Below are 19774 nucleotides of genomic sequence, written 5' to 3' on the forward strand. Positions count from 1 at the left end.
GCGATGACGATTCAACCTAATCTCATCGCGCTTTAGTCCATGATCTCGACCGTCGCCGAACGGCCGGCGACCAGCGCGATGCGATCCGGCAGGTGGTCCAGCGCGATGCGCACGGGGATGCGCTGTGCGAGCCGAACCCAGCTGAATGTCGGATTGACGTTTGCGAGCAGGCTCGCGCCTGCCGCGCGGTCGCGATCCTCGATGCCGGCTGCGATGCTCTCTACATGTCCGGTGAGCCGCACCGGCTCGCCCATCAGCCGGATCTGCGCCTTGTCGCCGACGCGGATGCGCGCGAGCTTGGTCTCCTCGAAATAGCCTTCCACATGCAGCGTGTCGGTGTCGACCAGCGCCATCACGCCCTTGCCAGCGGTGACGTAGGCGCCCGGCCGCAGGTCCATATTGGTGATGGTGCCGTTCACCGAAGCGTGCACCTCGCTGCGATCCAGATTGAGCTGCGCGACGGCGCGGTCGGCGACCGCCTGGTCATAGGCCGCCTTGGCCTGCAGCTGGGTCGCCAGAACCTGCTCCTGCTTCTGCTGCGACACCGCATCGGTGGTCAGCGAGCTGTAGCGTTTGAGGTCGGCGTCGGCCTGATCCATCGTCGCGCGATGGCCGGCGACCGATGCATCCGCCTGCTTCAGCGCCAGGGCAAAGCGTGCGCGATCGATCCGGAACAGGATGTCGCCGCGACGCACCGGTTGATTGTCCTTGACCAGCACGTCGGTGACGAAGCCGGAGACGTCGGGGGCCACCTGGATCACGTCGGTGCGGACCCTGCCGTCGCGGGTCCATGGCGATTCCATATAGTAGACCCAGAGCGCGCGAGCGACAGCGAGCGCGGCGACGACGGCGACCGCGGTCAGCGCAACCCGACCGAGCCAGGCGAAATTCGCTTTCATGGCAGAAGCTCCGAAAGATAAACCACGACGCCGAGCAGGCATACGTACAATGCGAAATTGAACAGCGCGCGATGCCAGACCAGCCGATAGAATCCGAAGCGCTGCATGATCCGGCTCACCACTGCGCTCAGCGCATAGGCAACGATGAGCCACAGCAGCAGCGCCGGAACGAGCACGCCGTAAATGTCGAGCTCATATCTCATGCGGCGAAACTCTCCTCGGACTGCGATCGATACGCGGGTGCATCCGGAAACAGGCCGCGGCGGATGCCGACGAGGCCGAGCAATGCATCGTCCCGCGCGCGTTCATTGGGGTCCTTGACGACCGCGGTCAGCGCCGCATCGATGCATGACAACAGTTCGGCCGGCATTGCCTGGTCCGCACGGGCACGAAACGCCGCCGCGAGGTCGTCCAGCATGTCGTCGATGGCACGCACGGTGAATGCGGCGAGGCCGTAACGCGCCCTCCTCAGGTCGATGATGTTGAGCCCGATGCGTAGCTGGACCAGGCTGTCGGCATCGCGCCGGTCGCTCTCGGAGATGAAGGCGATCCGCTGGACCAACAGGCCGAGCCGATGCAGCATCAGGCCGGCAAACTGCGCGCGATCGCCGTGGCCGCGCCGCTCGGCCGCGATCGCGAGCGTCTGCCAGCTCGACGTCATCAACCGCTTGGCGATCCATTCGGCGCCGACGCCGCGCGCGATCCGCGTCACGATCTCCGCGATGACAACACCGAGGAAGAAGGCGACCGACGTGTTGGCGAAACTGGCGAAATCCGCGCTGTAGGTTGATTGCAGCGCGAGCAGCGTCGCGGTGTTGGCGGCGAGCGCCATGCCGACCGGCGCGGTTTTGGGCCGCGCGATCAAATAGCCGTACAGGAGGAAGGTCGGCGCCAGCGCCGCGATCAGGACCTCGACATGGGAGATGCCCGGCACCAGCGCGAACTGATAGATCGCGACGATGACGATCGCGACCAGTGAAAACAGGCCGAAGGCCCGGATGCTGCGCGCGGGCTCGTCCTGCGCGGCGAAGAAGGAGCAGGCGACCGCCGCCATCATCGGCGCCGAGGCGCCATCGGCCCAGCCGGTCGCAATCCACAGGCCGCAGCAGATTAGGATGGCGACCGCTGCGCCTGCGGCCGACCACAGCGCCATGCCGTGGTCGCGATGACGGACCGGTGCGGCCCCCGACTCCGGGTGGAACGCCAGCGGGACGGTGGAGATATCCCGGCCCGCAGTAATTGCATCGCCCAGCGCGCGGCAGTCGGCCGAGATGTCGACAAGCTCGCGCAGCCGGAGCAGCAGGCTGATCGTGATGATGCGCTCCCGCGGCGCGATGCCGTCGAGCGCAGATTGCCGCTCGGCGATTGCAGCGCGGATCTGCTCGCCGGATTGCCGCTGGCGGTCCTCGTCCACGATCCATGCGGCGAGATCGCCGATCAGGCGCTGCAGCTCCGGTTGCCGTCGCAGCGCCGTCTCACCGAGTGCGGCAAGCCGGTCTTCGATCGACGTGATGATCGGCAACAGCATCAGCATGCGCAGCCGGACCTCGCCGAGGCCACGCACGGTGCCGGCGTCGGCCAGCCGGTCATAGGCGACATGGGTCGCCAGCGTATCGATCTCGACGATGTCGGTTGCAAGACGAAGGCGTTGGGCCCGGCGCGTCTCGCTGGTCCCGCGGTCAAGCAGCGCGTCGCGTGACAGACGGCGCGCATCTGACAACCAGCTCCTGATACGGCCGCCCACCGCCGGCGCGACGCTGCGGGGAAACACCACCGTCGACACCAGGCTCGCACAGATGATGCCGAGCGAGATCTCCTCGACCCGTACCAGCGCGACGTCGAAGATGCTGCCCGGGTCGGCCACCGACGGAAAGCCGATCAGTGCGACGGTATATCCGCCCAGCATGAAGACATAGCTGCGCGGCGTGCCGTCGAGCAGCGACAGATAAAGGCAGAGCCCGACCCAGAGCGCGATCGCAAGGCACAGCAGCTCCGGCGCATTGACCAGGTTCGGCACGAGGGCAACCGTGACGCTCGCGCCGACCAGCGTGCCGATCACGCGGAAGAACGCCTTCGAGCTGGTCGCGCCGGCCAGCGGCTGGGAGGTGATGTAGACCGTCGCCATCGCCCAATAGGGACGCGGCAGATCGATCGCCAAGGCGATGACGAGCGCCAGCATCGACGCCGCGAACGTCTTCAACGCGAAAATGAGATCCGCGTGGCGGACCAGGAACGGCTCTTCCGCGCGCATGATTATTTCGCCTCTACAGCGGTCGCCCGTTGCTCGATGCGCTGGAGCGTCTCGAAGGTTACCGCAAGTTCCTCGCTGCCGATATCCTTCAGCAGGCTGGCCCGCACCCGGCGCAGCACCCGGTTGATCTCCTCGACCTTGGCTTCGCCGGTAGCGGTGAGATGCAGCGTTTTGGCACGCCGGTCGGTCGGGTCCTCGCGACGCTCGACGAGGCGCTCGGACTGCAGCAGATCGATCAGCCGCACCAGTGAAGGCCCCTCGATTCCCAGTTCATCGGCCAGCACGCCTTGCCGGACGTTTTCCCCCTGGCGCGACAACACCAGCAGCGGAATCGCCGTCGCGTAGGACAGGCCGTGGTCGGACAAGGCCTGATCCGACTCGCGACGCCAGATCCGGGCGAGCCTGGTCACAAGGCGGCCGATCTCGGCGTGGATATGGGATTGCGAAGGCATGCAAATTAGATAGGATACGAACTATTAGCATGCAATGATATACTGCGAACATCGCGGACGATCACGCGAATGCGATCCTGCGTGAGGAAGCGTCAGTATTTCTGCACGGTCGATCGGAAGGCGATCCAGAATGCGACCGACAGAAGCCCCAGTCCGCCGAGCGCCAGGAAGGCTGGGCCATAGCCGACCCATTGCGCAATCCAGCCGCCGAGCGCGGGGCTGAGCGAGGCGCCGATTCCCTGAACCGTGATGACGGCACCTTGTCCGAGATTGACGCGGCCGGTTCCGTTCAACGATCGCGCCACCATCCCGGGCACGGCGACGCTTTGCAGGCCTGCGCCGATGCCGTCGAGGATCTGCACGGGCAGCACGCTCCACCAGCCGGAGAGGAAGCAAGTGAGCACGCCGCGCACCGGCAAGGCCAGGAACGACAGCAGCAGGACAGACCAGTAGTTTCGGCGCTCGGCGGCGTGCATGCCGGCGATCGAGGCAACAATCATCACCGCCTGAGCCACCACGATCGTGGTCGCGACGAAGCTCGGGCCGTCGGCGTGACCACCGGCAACTGCAGCAAGGCCGTAGAGCGGCACGATCGCCGCGTTACCGAGGTGGAACGCGGCCAGTGCGACGGCAAGCACCAGTAACGGCTTGTGCTTGACCAGCACGGAGAGGCCGCTGGGCTGGCTGTCCGGATCTTCTTCCTTGCCGCGCGCGGCACCGTGATCGATGCTGCCGGGCGGGACCAAGAGCACGCAGGCGATCGTGATCGCGCCGAACAGGGCGGCGAGCACGAAGACCGCCACATAACCATACTGCCAGCCGAGATAGCCCGATGCTGCGGCACCGACCATGTTGCCGGCATGGTTGAACGCCTGGTTGCGGCCGTTCTGCCGGTTGAACCCACGCTGCTTGACGATGCCGAGCGTGATGCCGGTGACCGCCGGAACGATTGCGGCGCCCGCGATCGAGGTGGCGACCTGGGACAGCGCGACAGCCCAGAAACTTTGCGACATCAGGATGACGGCCGATGCCACCACGACCGCAATGCCGGGAACGATCACCCATGCTCGCTTGTGGTTCGTGGTATCGATGCAGCCGCCGATCGGCGTCGTGATCAGCATGCCCGCGACGTTGCCGAGCGTCAGGGCGGTCCCGATCAGGCCGCTGGTCCAGCCATGCAACTGAAGGAAGACCCCGACGAACGGTCCGATCCCGGACTGCATGTCTGCCATGAAGAAGTTCACGGCCAGCAGCGGCCACAGGCGTGCAGGAGACGTTCTCGCTTTACGGTGGGGCATAATTCACGAACGCGCAGGACCGCGGAAACGAAGCGACGATGGACCGACAGTTCTGCGCAACCGCTCACGCCACACTGTGCATGGCGGCCGGCGGTGCGATTCTCCGTTCTGCGCAAGACGGCCGGGCAACGTCACGGCGCAAGCGTGTGCCGGACCAAATCGCCCAAGTCAGTCTTTTTATCGCATCAGCACGTAGACGACGACGATGACGGCGAGCGCGATGATCGCAGACGTGATCATCATGCCGTAGGGACGTACCTGTCTGCCTTGGGTCGTCTCTGCCGTGCTTGCGGGAGCTGGTTCAGCGGGCCCTTCTCGGACCATGGTTGGCGTCCTGCTTGTCACACCTCTATTCCGACGCGGCTGACGCAGCTTCGTTCCTAAATGGTGTCCGGGCCGGGTGCGCGCTTAGGAACCTCGCTCCGAACGCGCTGTTGAGGCTTCTTTCGGAGGCACGAAAGATGCACCAGGTCGCGACAGTCGCCACGCATTCGGCCAACCCGGCCTCGACGGCGCGGGTCGGTATGCATCCGATCCATCCCATGCTGGTGCCGTTTCCGATCGCGTGCTTCGTCGGGACGCTGGTGACCGATATCGCATACTGGCAGACCGCCGAGATGCAGTGGGCCAACTTCTCGGCCTGGCTGTTGTTCGCGGGGTTGATCATGGGTGGTCTCGCCGCGATCGCCGGCCTGATCGACTTCCTGAGCAATCGCCTGATCCGCCGGCTGGGCTATGCCTGGCTGCACATGATCGGCAATGTGATCGTGATGCTGCTCGCGCTGTTCAACGCCTTCATCCACAGCCGCGATGCCTGGACCTCCGTGGTGCCGACCGGACTGGTGCTGTCGGTGCTGACCGTCCTCGTGATGCTGTGCACGGGCTGGCTCGGCTGGGCCATGGTCTATCGCTACCGGGTCGGAGTGGCGGGCTGATGCGGATCGACCTGACCAATGCCACGCACCTCAAACTCGCGATGACGCTGCTGGCCGGGCTGTGCCTCGCAGGCTGCAGCAAGGAGACGGCACCTGACCCGAAAACACAGGTCGGTGGGCGTCCGGACCTGCCGGCGCTCGAGCAGTATCTGATGCCGCCGATGCACGTCGCCTCCGTGGTCGGATGGAAGCAGGGCGAGAAGCCCAAGGTGCCGGACAGCTTGCAGATCAATGCGCTCGCCACCGGCCTGCAGCATCCGCGGTCGCTCTATGCGCTGCCCAATGGCGACATCCTGGTGGTCGAGTCCAAGGCGCCGGGGACCGAGCCGATCAAGCGGCCAAAGGACTTCATCATGAAATGGGTGGAGTCGTGGGCAACCTCCGGCGGCGACACCGGCGCAAGCAACCGCATCACGCTGCTGCGCGACTCGAATGGCGACGGCAAGCCGGAGATGCAGAGTATGTTCCTCGACCATCTTCATTCGCCGTTCGGGGTGGCGCTGGTCGGCAACGATCTCTACGTCGCGAACACCGATGCGATCGTCCGGTATCCGTATCATGAGGGCGATACCAAGATCACCGAGCCGGGGCAGACCCTGACGGAGCTTCCGGGCGGGCCGATCGACCATCACTGGACCAAGAGCCTGACGGCAAGCCCGGACGGCGCTCTGCTCTATGTCGGCGTCGGCTCCAACAGCAACATCACCGAAAATGGAATCGAGGCCGAGAAGAATCGGGCGGCGATCTTCGAGGTCGAGCGCGCCACCGGCCGTTGGCGGATTTTCGCCAGCGGGCTGCGCAACCCCAACGGCCTGACCTTCGAGCCGCATAGCCACGCGCTGTGGACCGTGGTCAACGAGCGCGACGAGATCGGCCCGAACCTCGTGCCCGACTATCTGACGTCGGTGAAGGACGGCGGCTTCTACGGCTGGCCGTACAGCTATTTCGGCCAGAACGTCGATCCCCGGGTGCAGCCGCCGCGGCCGGATCTGGTCGCGAAGGCAACCGTTCCGGACTATGCGTTGAGCTCGCACGTCGCGCCGCTCGGGCTTGCCTTCTACACCGGCGACAGCCTGCCGTCGTCCTACCGGGGCGGCGCCTTCATCGGCGAGCACGGCAGCTGGAATCGGCCACAGCTCAACGGCTACAAGGTCGTCTACGTGCCGTTCGCCGACGGCCATCCGAACGGGCCGGCGCAGGACGTCGTCACCGGATTCCTCGGCGAGGACGAAAAGTCCCGCGGCCGGCCGGTGGGATTGGCGATCGACAAATCCGGCGCGCTGCTGATCGCGGACGACGTCGGCAACACGGTGTGGCGCGTGACCGCCTCGGGGCGGCTCTGACGGCGCTCCCGCTGTCTCACCCGCACACGCAAGCGATTGGAGAACACCATGAGCGACAGCACGATCAAGAAAGTATCGGTCAGCACGTCCCGGAAGGGCACGATGGGCCAGACCTATCTGGTGTCGGGCAGGCGCGTTGCCATGCGGCTTTGGGACAACGAACAGCCGCGACCGGGCGCTTCCGATCGGCGCGACTACGAGACGGTTGGGTATGTCATCAGCGGTCGCGCCGAATTGACCCTGGAGGGGCAGACCATCCGCCTGCAGCCGGGCGATTCCTGGCTCGTGCCCGCCGGGTCCGAGCACCGTTATCGCATTCTCGAGCCGTTCACGGCCGTCGAAGCCACCGCGCCACCGGCGCAAGTGCACGGTCGCGACGAGTCCAAGTCATAGAGGCGCACGGTGTCGAACATGCTCGAAGAAAAGCTCAGGGATGCGATCATCGGCGAATTGAAGCGCCAGGCCGCCAATCGGCCGGATCTGCTCCGCGTGCTGGATGCCGGGGAACTGTCGGTCAGCGGCACGATCGACCTCGATGCACTGGTCATGGTGATCGCAGGCTCGGTTGCGGGCGGACCTTGAGCGCGGCCGGTTAGGAACACATCGGGATACAGATGCTTCTGTTCTTGAGGAGATTGTCATGAGCAGAAAGCCTGTAACGCAGGATTCTGGACGCTCGAGCGACTGGGGTTCCCACGTGCAAACCGACAAGCCGTGGAAGGGAAACCCGGAGAAGGAGCAGCGCTCTGGGGATGCGAAGCGCTCCGGAGACGAGGAGCCGGACCTGGAAAAGTGGCATGAATCGAACACGCATTGATGCGCGGAGCGAGCGAATGTCCGCCTTTCACTTTGCGATCGTGAATGATGAGCGTGTGATCGATGCAACCGGTCAACCGGTTGCCGACCGCGATGAAGCCATCGCCGTCGCCAAGCGGCTCGCCATCGACCTTGCCGAGACCCGACAGGAATATCTGGGACGCGGCTACTACATCTCGGTGATCGGCGGCGACGCCCGCGAAATTCACCGCGAAAGCATCGATAGCGCCGCGAAGAGCGGATGAACGATGCCGCCCCGGCGGGCGGCAAGAGAGCAAGGCTTCGAGAACAAGGCTTCGAGAACAAGGCTTGGAGAGACCGAATGGATATGGGCCTTGAGATCATCTACGGCATCGGAGCGCTCGTGCTGCTGACCGCTTTGATCTTCGGCGTGCTTCAACACCATTTTCGCAGCAGGCGCGCGGTGCAGGTCGGCGAGGAGGTTGTCCGCAAGCGATACAAGCGGAATGAGACCTGACGCAGCGCCGCTGGCGCAAGGAGGAGACGATGGGATTGGCTCAATATGCGGTGATTGCGGCCGGCGAGGAATGGGGCGTCCTGCACGACGGCAACCTCAACGGCGGATACGCCACCAAGGAAGCTGCATTCGAATCGGCGGCGGCCGCCGCGGCACTGGCGATCAGGATGGGGCACGAGGTCCACGTCAGCGTTCCCGGACGCGAGGAGGGGGAAGCGGCCCTCACCAAGCGACCCGCCTGATCCGAATCACAGCAGTACGGCTTGCATTCGGTGATGGCGCGCGCCAGCGCGCTCTACGGATCGAGCTCAGTATCCCAGTAGAGATAATCTAGCCAGCTCTCGTGCAGATAGTTCGGCGGAAACAGCCGGCCGTTGCGATGCAGCTGATGCACGGTCGGGGCGTAGGGCGTCTGCTTCGGAAACATCTTGGCCTGCTGCGGCGTCAGATTGCCTTTGCGCAAATTGCAGGGCGAGCAGGCGGCGACGACGTTCTCCCAGGTGGTCTGGCCACCCTTGCTGCGCGGAATGATGTGATCGAAGGTGAGATCGTCGCCCGACAGGCAATACTGACAGCTGAATCGGTCGCGCAGGAAAACGTTGAACCGGGTGAAGGCGGGGTGGGTGGTCGGCTTGACGAAGGACTTGAGGGATACGACGCTTGGCAGCTGGATTTCGAAGGAAGGACTTCGTACCGCCCGGTCGTAATATTCGACGATGTTGACACGATCGAGGAACACCGCCTTGATCGCGTCCTGCCAGGACCAGAGCGACAGCGGGTAATAACTCAGCGGCCGGAAGTCCGCATTCAAGACCAGCACCGGCCAACCGCCTTGCGAGACATGTGCGTTCAAATAACGCTCCTGACTCCCATTAGCTGCGAAGCAGCATGCACTCACATACTACAGGCAGCGTGACGGGATTGTGAAGAGCAATGAGCGGCTTATCCGCCGCGCCCTGCCATGTTCCTGCCCCGATTGCCTCCCGCCCGCGAGGCCCGTAAAGGGAGCCGCAAGGCCCTGTCGGCCAGTGACGGACCCTGCCGATGACCACGACCTCAAGCTATCTCGAGGCGCCGCGCCGGTTGCGCGCGTTCGTGCGCGCGCACGAGACGAGCCTTGTGGTGCTAGCGGTGCTGATCGGCGCCATTGGCGGCCTCGTGGTGGCGGTCATGAGCGGCCTCGTCACGGTGCTGCATTCGGTGCTGTTCAATCTGCCGCTCGGCGACCGCTTGTCGAGCCAGCCCGGCATCGATCCCGTGCGCGCGCTCGTGGTTCCCACGATCGGCGGCCTGCTGCTTGGATTTGCGTTCCTTCTGTTGCTCCGGGTCCGGCCGGCCCGCGAAATCGACCCGATCGAGGCCAACGCGCTTTATGGCGGGCGGATGTCGTTCCGCGGCAGCGTGATCGTGGCGCTGCAGACGATCTGGTCGAGCGGCGTCGGCGGCTCGGTCGGGCTCGAGGCCGGCTACACCCAGCTCTCCAGCGGCCTCGCCGCCTCGCTTGGACGCGGCTTTCACCTCCGCCGCAACGACCAGCGAATCATGGTCGGCTGCGGCGCGGCGGCGGCGATCGCCGGTGCCTTCAGCGCGCCGCTTGCGGGCGCGTTCTACGCTTTTGAACTTGTGATCGGCGGCTATACGCCGGCCAGCCTGACCCCGGTCGGCGTGGCGGCGGTGACCGGCTACTTCGTCGCCCATGCCTTCGAGCCGTTGCCGCTCGGCGTCGGCGTCGGAACCGTCGGCGATGTGCTCGGGCGGGATCTTGCGATCGCCGCGCTGCTCGGCATGGTCGCGGCGCTGACCGGCATCGCGATCATGCGCGGGGTCACGCTGTGCGAGGCGCTACTGACCAAGAGCCGGCTCTGGCCGCCGTTGCGGCCGGCGCTCGGCGGGCTTGCGGTCGGCGCGATGGCGCTGCTGACGCCGCAGGTGATGTCGTCGGGCCATGGCGCGCTGCGCTTCGCGGGCATCGTGGCGATGCCGCTTGCCTTCATCGCCGGCGTGTTCGCGCTGAAGGCGGTTGCCTCGATCGTTTCGCTCGGCTCCGGCTTCCGCGGCGGATTGTTCTTCGCCACGCTGTTCATGGGCGCGCTCGGCGGCCGGCTGTTCGCCGCCGGCGTCGACATCGTGTGGCCGGGGCTGAACCTCGACCCCAACGCCTATGCGGTGATCGGCATGAGTGCGTTGTCGGCCTCGGTGATCGGCGGCCCGCTCACGATGTCGTTCATCGCGCTGGAATCCACCGGCAACCTCTGGCTCACGACCGCGGTGCTGGTCGCGGTCATCATCTCGACCACGATCACGCGCGAGCTGTTCGGCTATTCGTTCGCGACCTGGCGTTTGCATCTGCGCGGCGAGACCATCCGCAGCGCCGCCGATATCGGCTGGATCCGCGATCTCACGGTCGGCAAGATGATGCGGCAGGACATGACGACGGTGAACGCCGCGATGCCGATCGAGGCGTTCCGCGAGGAATTCCCGCCGGGCTCGAAGACCCAGGTCGTCGCGGTCGACGGCGAGGGGCATTACGCGGGGCTTGCGCTGGTCGCCGAAGCGCATGCGCCCGATCTCGAGGCCGACAAGGGACTTGCCGCCATTCTGCGCTACGCCGACGTGGTGCTGCATCCCGGCATGAACGTGCAGGAGGCGATCGCGGTGTTCGACGCGGCCGAAGCGGAATCGCTCGCCGTGGTCGAAGGCGACGGCGACCGGCGGCCGATCGGCCTGCTCACCGAAGCGCACGCGATGCGGCGCTACGCGGAAGAATCCGAGCAGCGCCGCCGCGAGGTGATCGGCGAGATTTGAGGGCCGTGTGGCAGGTACAGGTCGATATAATCTGCCCAACCCGTCATCCCCGCGCAAAGGCTTCGCCTTTGTCGCTGGAGGTGCGAGCGCTTGCGAGCCTCGAAGGTTGAACGGCCACTAGCCGGGCCGTCGACCCTTCGAGACGCGCGTAAGAGCGCGCTTCTCAGGGGGCGCGGTGATGCGGTGGAGCTCAGGTCGGAATTTTTTCCAGCTTCTGCAGGCAGCGTGTCACGCGCACCGCGGCCGGCATCTCGGTGTCCGGAAAGCTGGTCTTCCAGTCGGTGACGCCGACTTCGCCGACATAGATGTCGCCGCGGGAATCCAGCGCGATGCCGTGCGGCGCCAGAAATTTTCCGGTCTCGACGCCGGGGCCTTGCTCGCCGCCGAGGCGCGCGATGCGCTTTCCGGTGTGATCCACGATCGACAGCCGCGGGCCGAGATTGGGCACCTTGCGATTCACCGCCATGCCGGGGCCGAGCTCGCCGATCACGAAGTTCGGCTGCTTGCCGCCGCCGCAGCAGCACAGCGCGCAGGGCCGGTGCAGGTTGTTCCACTGCGTTTCGTATTTGCCGTTGCCGTCGAACACCTGGACGCGGTGGTTCTCGCGGTCGGCGACATAGACCCAGCCATCGGCGTCGGTCGCGATGTTGTGCACGATGTTGAACTGGCCGGGGTCGGTGCCGGGCTCGCCCCAGGTTTTGATCAGCTTGCCATCCTGCGTGTATTTGTGGACGCAGGCATTGCCGTAGCCATCGGAGACATAGATCTCGCCCTTCGGCGACAGCGCGGTATGGGTGCAGCGATGGAACGGCTCACCGCTCATGAACGGGGCCGGCTTCTTCGGGATGCCGATCGTCAGCAGCACCTTGCCGTCGGTCGAGCATTTGCGCACGGTGTGGTCGCCGTCATCGGTGCAATAGAGATTGTCGTCGGCGTCGATATGCAGGCCGTGGGCGCGCGAGAACACGCCTTCGCCCCAGCTCTTGATGAAATTCCCCTCGCGGTCGAGCACCACCATCGGATGGTCGCCGCGGTTGAAAACGTAGACGCGGTTCTTGCTGTCGACCGCGACGGAGGCGACATCGGTCAGGCTCCAGCCGTCGGGGAGTTTTGCGAAGTTCTCCACCACGCGATAGCGGTGTTCGCCGGTGCCGAGGGTGGTTGGCATAAGATGTCTCCTCTCGGGTGTCGTTCCGGGGCGCGGAACCTCGAGATTCCGGGTTCGATGCTGCGCAGCGCCCCGGAATGGCGGTGGTGGGAGTTATGAAAGATCCGCCCGTGGCCCGACGTCGCGCGGCAACAGGCCTTCCTCGATCGCCTTGATCTGCAATGCGAGATAGCGCGAGTTGATGCGGCATTGCGCGAGGCTGCCGGCGATGAACCAGAGGCCGGGCTGCGGCGTGCGGGTGTACATGTTGCGTAGCTCCTGGCCGTCGCCAAAGCCCCAGATCGGGCCGACGCGCGCGGCCACCGCCTCGCCGAACAGTTTCTTCACCAGCTCTTCCTGCGGCCGGTAGCCGGTCGCGAGCACGATCAGGTCGGCCTCAACCGTCTCGCCGTTCTTCAGCCGCGCACCCTCGCCCATGAAGGTGTCGATGTCGGCGAATTGCTGCAGGGCGACCGCGCCGCTCGCGACGAGATCGGAGCAACCGACGTTGAAGTAATAGCCGCCGCCGCGGGTCAGGTATTTGAACTGCCAGCCGGTGCCGCCATCGCCGAAATCGAGCTTGAAGCCCTTGCGCGCAAGGCCGTCGAGCAGCGGCTTGTCGAGTTGCTTCGACTGCTCGGTCATCAGCACATGGCTGCGTTTGGCGAGCGCGAGCGGCATCGAGGTCGCGATCAAATCGTTGTCCTCGAGCGTACCTTCATTGTAGGCGGCATAGGCCAGCTGCGCCGACGGCTCGATATTGGTGATCAGCGTCGAGGAGCGCTGTACCAGTGTGACCTCGGCGCCCGAGGAATGCAGGTCCTGCGCGATGTCGTGGCCGCTGTTGCCGGTGCCGATCACCAGCGCGCGCTTGCCGGTCCAGTTCTCGCCGTCCTCGTAGCGGCTGGAATGCATCACTGTGCCGGAAAAATTCTCCAAACCAGGGATGTCGGGCAGATTGGGAATGCCGCTGACGCCGGTCGCCATCACCACATGGCGCGGCTTCATCTTGCGTGTCGTGCCGTCGGCGCGGCGCAACTCGACGCTCCAGCGTCGGCTCGCATCGTCATAACTGCCGCCGACAAATTCCGTGCCGGTCCAGAAGTTCAGCTCCATGGCGTCGACATAGGCTTCGAACCAGTTGGCGAGCTTGTCCTTCGGGATGTAGGTCGGCCAGTTCGGCGGGAACGGCATGTAGGGCAAATGATTGACCTGCACCTGGTTGTGCAGGGTCAGCGCGTGATAGCGCTTGCGCCAATTGTCGCCGACGCGTGCTTCGCGATCGACGATCAGGGCGTCGATCTTGAGCTGTTGCAGCCGCGCGGCGATCGCAAGTCCCGCCTGTCCGCCGCCGACCACCAGCACATCAGGGTCGCGGTCGGCATATTCAGCGGATGCCTTGCGCAGGTCGAGCCAGTTGGGGCCGCGGAAGTCGCGCGAATAGGCCTGTCCGCGCGGCCTGGTGTGGCCCTGCTGCTCCTCAAAACCCTTTAGCTCCTCGAGCGCCGTCAGCAAGGTCCAGGCCTTCAGGCGATCGTCGTCGGCGGCATCGGGGATCAGCCGCACGATGCCGTGGCCGCGGCCGACCGCCGTCTCGAATTTGAAAATCGCCTCGATCGCATGGGTGCCGGCGCGCGTCACCCGGCGCGGCGCCGCGCGCTCGGCATCGATGCGGAAGTCATGCGGCGCGCTGTGACGCGCATGCGCCGGCAGCTCCTCGATGATCGCGAAGGCCCGATTGACGGTCTGGATGTTCCAGCTCAACGCCAGCACGTCGCGCCAGTAGCTGTCGGGATGGAACAGCGGCTTCAGCAGCACATCGTCCGGGCTGGCCAGCGCATCCTCGAACTGTACAAGCCAATTGTCGGCGGCGACCGAAATATCGTCCGTCTTGTCGAGCATCGAGCGTTTCTCGCCATCGGCCGCCTTGCTGAAATTTCTTGGCGGCGTTCCCTTTCCGCAAAGCCTATACCCATTCGAAGGCATGCAGAAAGGGCGCGACGGGATATCGCCTATTCGGCCAGCGACAGGATCAGGCCTTGATCCGGCGGAACGCGGCCTTGCAGGGTATCGAGATAGGCCTCGCGCACCGCGGCCGGGCCGCGCCGCTCGACCACGTCAAGCCAATTCGGCAGATGCGGCACGAGCTCGGCCCAGGCGGCGCCAAAACGCTGGTCGATGCCGCCCGGTCCCCATTCCTTGGCGCGCTTGCGGATCTGGTCCGGGGCGAAGAACCAGACCGGCTTGCCGCCGGGCAGCGTCGGCTCCTGCGGCTCGCTCGCACGGTGCGTCAGCCCAACCCGGCCGGAATAGACCATCTGCGCCCCGAAGTGCCGGTGCAGGCTTTCGCGCAGCGCGCTGTTGCCGGCCATGTCGACATAGGCGACAGGCTCGGCCGGCGGCATCGCGGTGACCTGGTCATAGGTGACGACCTCGTCGTAGCAGCCGAGCGAGCTGACGAAATCGACATTGCCTCTGGAGGTCAGCCCAATCACCGGGATACCCCGCTTGTGCACGAGATGGGCGAGCCCGAACGCGGTCTTGCTCGAGGCCGACGACAGGATGACGCGGCGTGCGCCGTAGAACGCATTTTCGGCCAGGAAGTCGTCGACCAGGAACGACAGCATGAACAGCGGCAGCATCAGCGCGCGGAAGTCGCCCTGCTGGCCCGCATAGGTCGGATCGCCTGAGACGCGGGCGTAGGCATTGTAGACCGGCGAGACCTCCTGCCGGTGCGCGGCGCCGTCGCGCAGGCCGCGCTTGCTGACGTCGGCCGCCTCGATCACGAGATGGGTCGCCATCGGGAAATAGCCGAACAGCGTTTCGCCGACTGCGATCATGGGATGTTTCGATACCAGCACCTCGCCGAAGCCCCACACCGGGATGATGCCGCAGCCTTCGGGCGCCGGGAACAGATGCCAATATTTCAGCTGCTCGCCGATCACGGCGTAGGTGATGTTGTTGGCGGTGAAGGCGAAGCGGGTCACCTTCACCAGCAGCGCATCGGCGGGCAGCGCCGCGGCATCGGGCAATTGCGTCTCGATCACCTTGCACTGCTGCAGATCGTTGCGGATGACGATGAAGTCGGTCGAGTTCATGGCGATGATCCGGGCTCAGGATGCAGGCGCATCGTTGCGTCCATTGCCGGCCGTTTGCAACAGCAACTAAGTTTCAAACGCCGTTTGCTTCGCCGTCACATCGCTCAGCCGAGCTGTCCTTCGCTGTAGAGGTCGCGCAGCTTGCGCTTGAAGATCTTGCCGGTGGCTTCCCGCGGCAGTGCGTCCATGAAACGGATATCCTTCGGCACCTTGAAATTGGCCAGCTTGCCGCGGAGGAAATCCTGGATCGCGCTGATCGACAGCGTGCTGCCTGCTTCCGGCTCGACGCAGGCGAACAACCGCTCGCCATACTCGTCATCGGGAACGCCGAACACCGCGCAGTCGCGGACGCCTGCCATGCCGATCAGGGCATTCTCAATCTCGGCGGGGTAGATGTTGACGCCGCCCGAGATCACCATGTCGCGCTTGCGGTCGCACAGGAACAGATAGCCGTCCACGTCGAGATAGCCGACATCGCCGACGCTGATCAGGTCGTCGCGGTCAGCCTCGGCGCGCGCCTTGGCGTTGCCGTGGTAATCGAAATCCGAGATCGCCGTCTGGCGCATGAAGATCTCGCCGGGTTCGCCGACGTCGCATGGCGTTCCGTCGGGGCGGAAGATCCTGACGATGCCGCCCTCGATCGCGCGGCCGACGGTGCCGGGCTTGGCCAGCGCTTCGGCTGACGAATGCCAGACCGGGATGCCGGTCTCGGTCGAGCCGAGATATTCGTTGATGACCGGTCCCCACCACTCGATCATCGCGCGCTTGACGTCGACGGGGCAGGGCGCCGCGCCGTGCACGATGAAGCGCAGCGACGACAGGTCGTAGCGGCGCCGCGCCTCCTCGGGCAGGCGCAGCAGCCGCACGAACATCGTCGGCACCATATGCATGTGCGTGACATGGTGGCGCTCGATCAGTTGTAGCAGATCCTCCGGATCGAAGCGCGGCTCGAGCACGATCACGCAGCCGTTGCGGAACGCGAGCATTCCATAGGAGTGCGGCGCAGAATGATACATCGGGCCGTTCATCAGGATCACCTGATCCTCGTTCGGCTTGACGCCATAGGTGATGGCGCCGACGCGCGCCGCCGCCGCCTGCTGCTCGGGCCGCATCGGCTTGCGCTTGACGCCCTTCGGCAGTCCTGTTGTGCCCGAGGTGTAGAACATCGGCGCCGCGCCGATCGGCGCCTCGGTCAGCGGTTGGTGCGTCTCCCGCCAGACGTCCCAGTCGGTCATGCCGTCGGGCACGCGGGTGAGCGCCGGCGCCACGCCGTAGGCCGCGGCGATCTCCGGCGGCGTCGTCACCACCAGCAGCTTGATTGCCGGCGGCAGGCCGTCGCGGATCTGCGGCAGCAGATCGGCGTGGCAGACCAGCGTGTCGGCGCCGCTGTCGGACAGGATGTAGCCGACCTCGTCGGCCTTCAGGTGCCAGTTGATCGGCACGACCGGGCTGCCGAGCGCGGCCGAGGCCGCGACCACCTCGAACAGCGCGAAATCGTTGCGCAGCATCATGCCGACCGGCTTGCCGCCCTGCACGCCAAGCGCCCGGAAGCCGCTGGCCGCCCGCGCGATGCGGGCGTGAATGTCCCCGTAGCTGATCTGTCTGTCGCCGCTGATGATCATGTCGCGCCTCGTCTGCTAGCGATCGTCCAGGATCTCGCCGAAGCTGATCCAGCTCTTGCCGTTGAACCGGCGCAGCCGCAACTGCTGGAACGGCAGATAGTCGTCCGGCCCGGTCGATACCGTCATGCCTGGCAACAATAGCGGCAGCGGAACGTCGCGCAATGACGCCGCCTGGCGCATGATGTTCTCGCGGCTGAAATCGCTCTTGCACGCTTTCAGCACGGCCATCAGCAGCGTCGCATAATGATAGCCCGCCGAGTAGTTCGAGTTGCTGAGATCCGCATTGGGCAGGTACTGCTTCATGAAGGCAAGATAGTCCTTCACGGCGGGATCGTCGGCCCATTGCGCGTCCATCGTGTCCTTCTGGTTGCTGGACGAGATCAGGCCGACTGCGTTCTCGAGCCCGGCGGGCTCCAGGAACGAGATCGACGACGCGGAGGTCGGTACGAAGAACAGATCCGGCTTCCAGCCGATCTCGGCGACGCCCTTGATCATCTGCGGCGTGAACTTGCCGAGCACGACACCGAATAGCACATCGGCACCGGACGCCTTCAGTGTCGCAAGCTGCGAGCTGATGGTGGGCGCCGAGGTCTCGTAGCTCGCTTCCGCGACGATCATGCTCGCGGCCCTGCTGCCGAGCGCGCGCTTGAAGCCGGCGACATAATCGCGGCCGAAATCGTCGTTCTGCGCAAGGATCGCGATCTTCGCGTCAGGCTTGGCCTGCAGCACATATTTGGCATAGACCACGCCCTCGGATTCGTAGGATGCCATGCCTGGCATGGTCCACGGATAGGTCTTCGGGTCGGCCCATTTGGTCGCGCCGCTCAACACGAACAATTGCGGGATCTTCTTGCTGTTGAGATAGCGATGCACGGCGTTGTTGGTGGCGGTGCCGAGCGAGCCGAACATCATCAGCACATCCTCCTGCTCGACCAGCTTGCGGGTCTGCTCGACGGTCTTCGGCGGCGAATAGGCGTCGTCCAGCGTGATGAATTTCACCTGCCGACCGTTGATGCCGCCCTCCGCGTTGACCTTCGCGAAAAACGCTTCCTGGGCGCGGCCGATGGTGCCGAAGCCGGAGACCGGTCCGCTATAGGGCAGCGTCTGGCCGATCCGGATCGCTTCGTTGACGTTGCCGTTGTCGGCGGCGGCTGTGCTGGCGATCGCGCAGACCGTAAGCACGGCTGCCAGCGCGTGTTGCGCTCGTTTCATGGTTCACTCCCGGACTTTGTGAAACAGCGTCAAGCGCTGGCGCGCAGGAAGTCGCTGCGCGCCGCGGCGAACTCGGACTTGAGCCGCGCCACCAGTTCGGCGACCGGCGGGGCATCGGAGATCTGGCCGATGCCCTGGCCCGAACCCCAGATGTCGCGCCAGGCCTTGGCCTTCATGTTGCCGCCGGAACCAAAATTCATCTTGGTCTTGTCAGCGACCGGCAGATCGCCCGGATCGAGGCCTGCCGCCGCGATCGACGGTCCGAGATAGTTGCCGTGCACGCCGGTGAACAGGTTCGAATAGACGATGTCGTGCGCGGCGTATTCGGTCAGCGCCTGCTTGTACCTGACATTGGCGTTGGCTTCCTCGGTCGCGATGAAGCGGGTGCCGATATAGGCGAGGTCGGCGCCGAGCGCGAGCGCGGATGCGATGCTCCAGCCGTCGGAGATTGCGCCCGACAGCAGGATCGTGCCCTTGAACCATTGCTTGACCTCGCGCACCAGCGCGAAGGGCGACAGCGTGCCGGCATGACCGCCGGCGCCGGCGCAGACCAGGATCAGGCCGTCGACGCCCTGCTCGGCGGCCTTGCGCGCGTGCTTCACGTTGATGACGTCGTGGAACACCACACCGCCATAGGAGTGCGCGGCCTCGACGATCTCGGACGGCGGGCGCAGCGAGGTGATGATCACGGGCACCTTGTGCTTCACGCAAGTTTCCATGTCGCGCATCAGCCGGTCGTTGGACGCGTGGCAGATCTGGTTGACGGCGTAGGGCGCGACCTTCTTCTCCGGATGCAGCGCCTGGTACTCGCCGAGTTCGTTCTCGATCTGGGTCAGCCATTCGTCGAGCTTCTCGACCGGGCGGGCGTTCAGCGCCGGGAACGAGCCGACGATGCCGGCCTTGCACTGTGCGATCACGAGCTCCGGCCCCGAGACGATGAACAGCGGGGAGCCGACGACCGGCAGTTCAAGCTTGTTGGCGAGCGAAGCGGGCAGCGACATTTTCGGATCCTCCATGCGCGTCGCCCGGCCGGCAGCCGGGGCGGATCGCGATTTATTGTGATGGTTGGAGCGGTGGCGCTCTTGGCGCGGCAATATAAGGCTGGACGGCTCGGTCATGACGTTCAATATTGAACACCCGATCAACCAGAAATGAACAGTGTCGCAGCAAGGGGAGCGGCATGGACTGGGAGCTTTGCAAGACATTTGTTGCGGTGGCGGAGACACGCAGCCTTGCCGGGGCGGCGCGGCGGCTGCGCATCAGTCACCCCACTGTCGGTCGCAACGTCGCGGCGCTCGAGCAGCAACTCGGGACCCGCCTGTTCGCGCGTTCCAATGACGGCCTGTCGCTGACGTCGCATGGCCGCAAATTCCGCGAGCACGCCGAAGCGATGGCCGCGGCGGCCCTCCGCGCGGAGG

The 19774-nt window shown here is 65.2% G+C and carries 22 protein-coding genes; 10 read left to right on the forward strand and 12 right to left on the reverse strand.

Annotation, left to right across the window (positions count from 1 at the left end; genetic code table 11):
• Window positions 1-32: 32 nt before the first annotated feature.
• From AKL29_RS27430 to AKL29_RS27450, 5 genes are all read right to left on the reverse strand, one after another.
• Window positions 33-899, reverse strand: coding sequence for an efflux RND transporter periplasmic adaptor subunit (locus AKL29_RS27430; protein WP_050386322.1), 867 nt, complete (start codon window positions 897-899; stop codon window positions 33-35).
• Window positions 896-1102: a DUF1656 domain-containing protein gene (locus tag AKL29_RS27435; RefSeq protein WP_050386323.1), complete on the reverse strand. Its 207-nt coding sequence runs from the start codon at window positions 1100-1102 to the stop codon at window positions 896-898. The genes AKL29_RS27430 and AKL29_RS27435 overlap by 4 nt, the downstream gene beginning before the upstream one ends.
• Entirely contained in the window at window positions 1099-3150 is a 2052-nt protein-coding gene (locus AKL29_RS27440; protein WP_050386324.1) for an FUSC family protein, read from the reverse strand. The genes AKL29_RS27435 and AKL29_RS27440 overlap by 4 nt, the downstream gene beginning before the upstream one ends.
• A gap of 2 nt (window positions 3151-3152) precedes the next feature.
• Window positions 3153-3602 carry a MarR family winged helix-turn-helix transcriptional regulator gene (locus tag AKL29_RS27445; RefSeq protein ID WP_050386325.1) on the reverse strand — a complete coding sequence of 150 codons (450 nt, stop codon included), beginning with the start codon at window positions 3600-3602 and terminating at the stop codon, window positions 3153-3155.
• 92 nt (window positions 3603-3694) lie between these two features.
• Window positions 3695-4900 carry an MFS transporter gene (locus AKL29_RS27450; protein ID WP_050386326.1) on the reverse strand — a complete coding sequence of 402 codons (1206 nt, stop codon included), beginning with the start codon at window positions 4898-4900 and terminating at the stop codon, window positions 3695-3697.
• 461 nt (window positions 4901-5361) lie between these two features.
• On the opposite strand from AKL29_RS27450, the gene AKL29_RS27455 reads away from it, so the two are divergent.
• Genes AKL29_RS27455 through AKL29_RS27480 form a run of 8 tightly spaced genes read left to right on the forward strand, consistent with a single transcriptional unit; the run spans window position 5362 to window position 8714 of the window.
• Window positions 5362-5835, forward strand: a complete 474-nt coding sequence (locus AKL29_RS27455) for a DUF2231 domain-containing protein (RefSeq protein WP_050386327.1) — start codon at window positions 5362-5364, stop codon at window positions 5833-5835.
• 41 nt (window positions 5836-5876) lie between these two features.
• A complete protein-coding gene (locus AKL29_RS27460) occupies window positions 5877-7178 on the forward strand; it encodes a PQQ-dependent sugar dehydrogenase (protein ID WP_430648895.1) in 1302 nt (433 codons plus the stop codon).
• Window positions 7179-7226: 48 nt separating this feature from the next.
• Window positions 7227-7571 (forward strand): cupin domain-containing protein, encoded by a 345-nt coding sequence (locus AKL29_RS27465; RefSeq protein WP_050386329.1) that lies wholly within the window; start codon window positions 7227-7229, stop codon window positions 7569-7571.
• Between the two features lie 18 nt (window positions 7572-7589).
• Entirely contained in the window at window positions 7590-7760 is a 171-nt protein-coding gene (locus AKL29_RS43440; protein WP_092080478.1) for a hypothetical protein, read from the forward strand.
• Between the two features lie 58 nt (window positions 7761-7818).
• Complete coding sequence (locus AKL29_RS43445; protein WP_167350422.1) at window positions 7819-7995, forward strand: hypothetical protein; 177 nt, start codon at window positions 7819-7821, stop codon at window positions 7993-7995.
• 16 nt (window positions 7996-8011) lie between these two features.
• Window positions 8012-8239, forward strand: a complete 228-nt coding sequence (locus AKL29_RS27475) for a DUF6894 family protein (RefSeq protein ID WP_038377383.1) — start codon at window positions 8012-8014, stop codon at window positions 8237-8239.
• The gene (locus tag AKL29_RS42320) at window positions 8236-8472 is read left to right on the forward strand and encodes a hypothetical protein (RefSeq protein ID WP_152977797.1); all 237 of its coding nucleotides are present in this window, start codon (window positions 8236-8238) and stop codon (window positions 8470-8472) included. The genes AKL29_RS27475 and AKL29_RS42320 overlap by 4 nt, the downstream gene beginning before the upstream one ends.
• Window positions 8473-8501: 29 nt before the next feature.
• Window positions 8502-8714 carry a hypothetical protein gene (locus tag AKL29_RS27480; RefSeq protein ID WP_028333636.1) on the forward strand — a complete coding sequence of 71 codons (213 nt, stop codon included), beginning with the start codon at window positions 8502-8504 and terminating at the stop codon, window positions 8712-8714.
• A 53-nt stretch (window positions 8715-8767) separates the two neighbouring features.
• Here AKL29_RS27480 and AKL29_RS27485 read toward each other — a convergent pair whose 3' ends face one another.
• Window positions 8768-9325, reverse strand: coding sequence for an HNH endonuclease (locus tag AKL29_RS27485; protein ID WP_016845270.1), 558 nt, complete (start codon window positions 9323-9325; stop codon window positions 8768-8770).
• 191 nt (window positions 9326-9516) lie between these two features.
• Here AKL29_RS27485 and AKL29_RS27490 point away from each other — a divergent pair, with 191 nt between their 5' ends.
• Window positions 9517-11277: a chloride channel protein gene (locus AKL29_RS27490; RefSeq protein ID WP_028333635.1), complete on the forward strand. Its 1761-nt coding sequence runs from the start codon at window positions 9517-9519 to the stop codon at window positions 11275-11277.
• Between the two features lie 190 nt (window positions 11278-11467).
• On the opposite strand, the gene AKL29_RS27495 is transcribed toward AKL29_RS27490, so the two are convergent.
• The 6 genes from AKL29_RS27495 to AKL29_RS27520 all read right to left on the reverse strand — a co-directional run bounded on the left by AKL29_RS27495 (window position 11468) and on the right by AKL29_RS27520 (window position 19357).
• The gene (locus AKL29_RS27495; protein ID WP_050386331.1) at window positions 11468-12445 is read right to left on the reverse strand and encodes a peptidyl-alpha-hydroxyglycine alpha-amidating lyase family protein; all 978 of its coding nucleotides are present in this window, start codon (window positions 12443-12445) and stop codon (window positions 11468-11470) included.
• Window positions 12446-12538: 93 nt separating this feature from the next.
• Window positions 12539-14326, reverse strand: coding sequence for a flavin-containing monooxygenase (locus tag AKL29_RS27500; RefSeq protein ID WP_050386332.1), 1788 nt, complete (start codon window positions 14324-14326; stop codon window positions 12539-12541).
• A 110-nt stretch (window positions 14327-14436) separates the two neighbouring features.
• A complete protein-coding gene (locus tag AKL29_RS27505; protein ID WP_050386333.1) occupies window positions 14437-15522 on the reverse strand; it encodes a DUF2855 family protein in 1086 nt (361 codons plus the stop codon).
• A 104-nt stretch (window positions 15523-15626) separates the two neighbouring features.
• Entirely contained in the window at window positions 15627-17144 is a 1518-nt protein-coding gene (locus AKL29_RS27510; protein ID WP_028333631.1) for an acyl-CoA synthetase, read from the reverse strand.
• A gap of 15 nt (window positions 17145-17159) precedes the next feature.
• On the reverse strand, window positions 17160-18356 hold the full coding sequence (locus tag AKL29_RS27515) for an ABC transporter substrate-binding protein (protein WP_050386334.1): 1197 nt from the start codon (window positions 18354-18356) through the stop codon (window positions 17160-17162).
• Window positions 18357-18385: 29 nt separating this feature from the next.
• The gene (locus AKL29_RS27520; protein ID WP_028333629.1) at window positions 18386-19357 is read right to left on the reverse strand and encodes an NAD(P)H-dependent flavin oxidoreductase; all 972 of its coding nucleotides are present in this window, start codon (window positions 19355-19357) and stop codon (window positions 18386-18388) included.
• 179 nt (window positions 19358-19536) lie between these two features.
• Here AKL29_RS27520 and AKL29_RS45655 point away from each other — a divergent pair.
• On the forward strand, window positions 19537-19774 hold a 238-nt coding region (locus tag AKL29_RS45655), incomplete at its 3' end, for a helix-turn-helix domain-containing protein (protein ID WP_244482459.1).

This window comes from Bradyrhizobium pachyrhizi (genome assembly GCF_001189245.1).
Classification (GTDB): Bacteria; Pseudomonadota; Alphaproteobacteria; order Rhizobiales; family Xanthobacteraceae; genus Bradyrhizobium; species Bradyrhizobium pachyrhizi.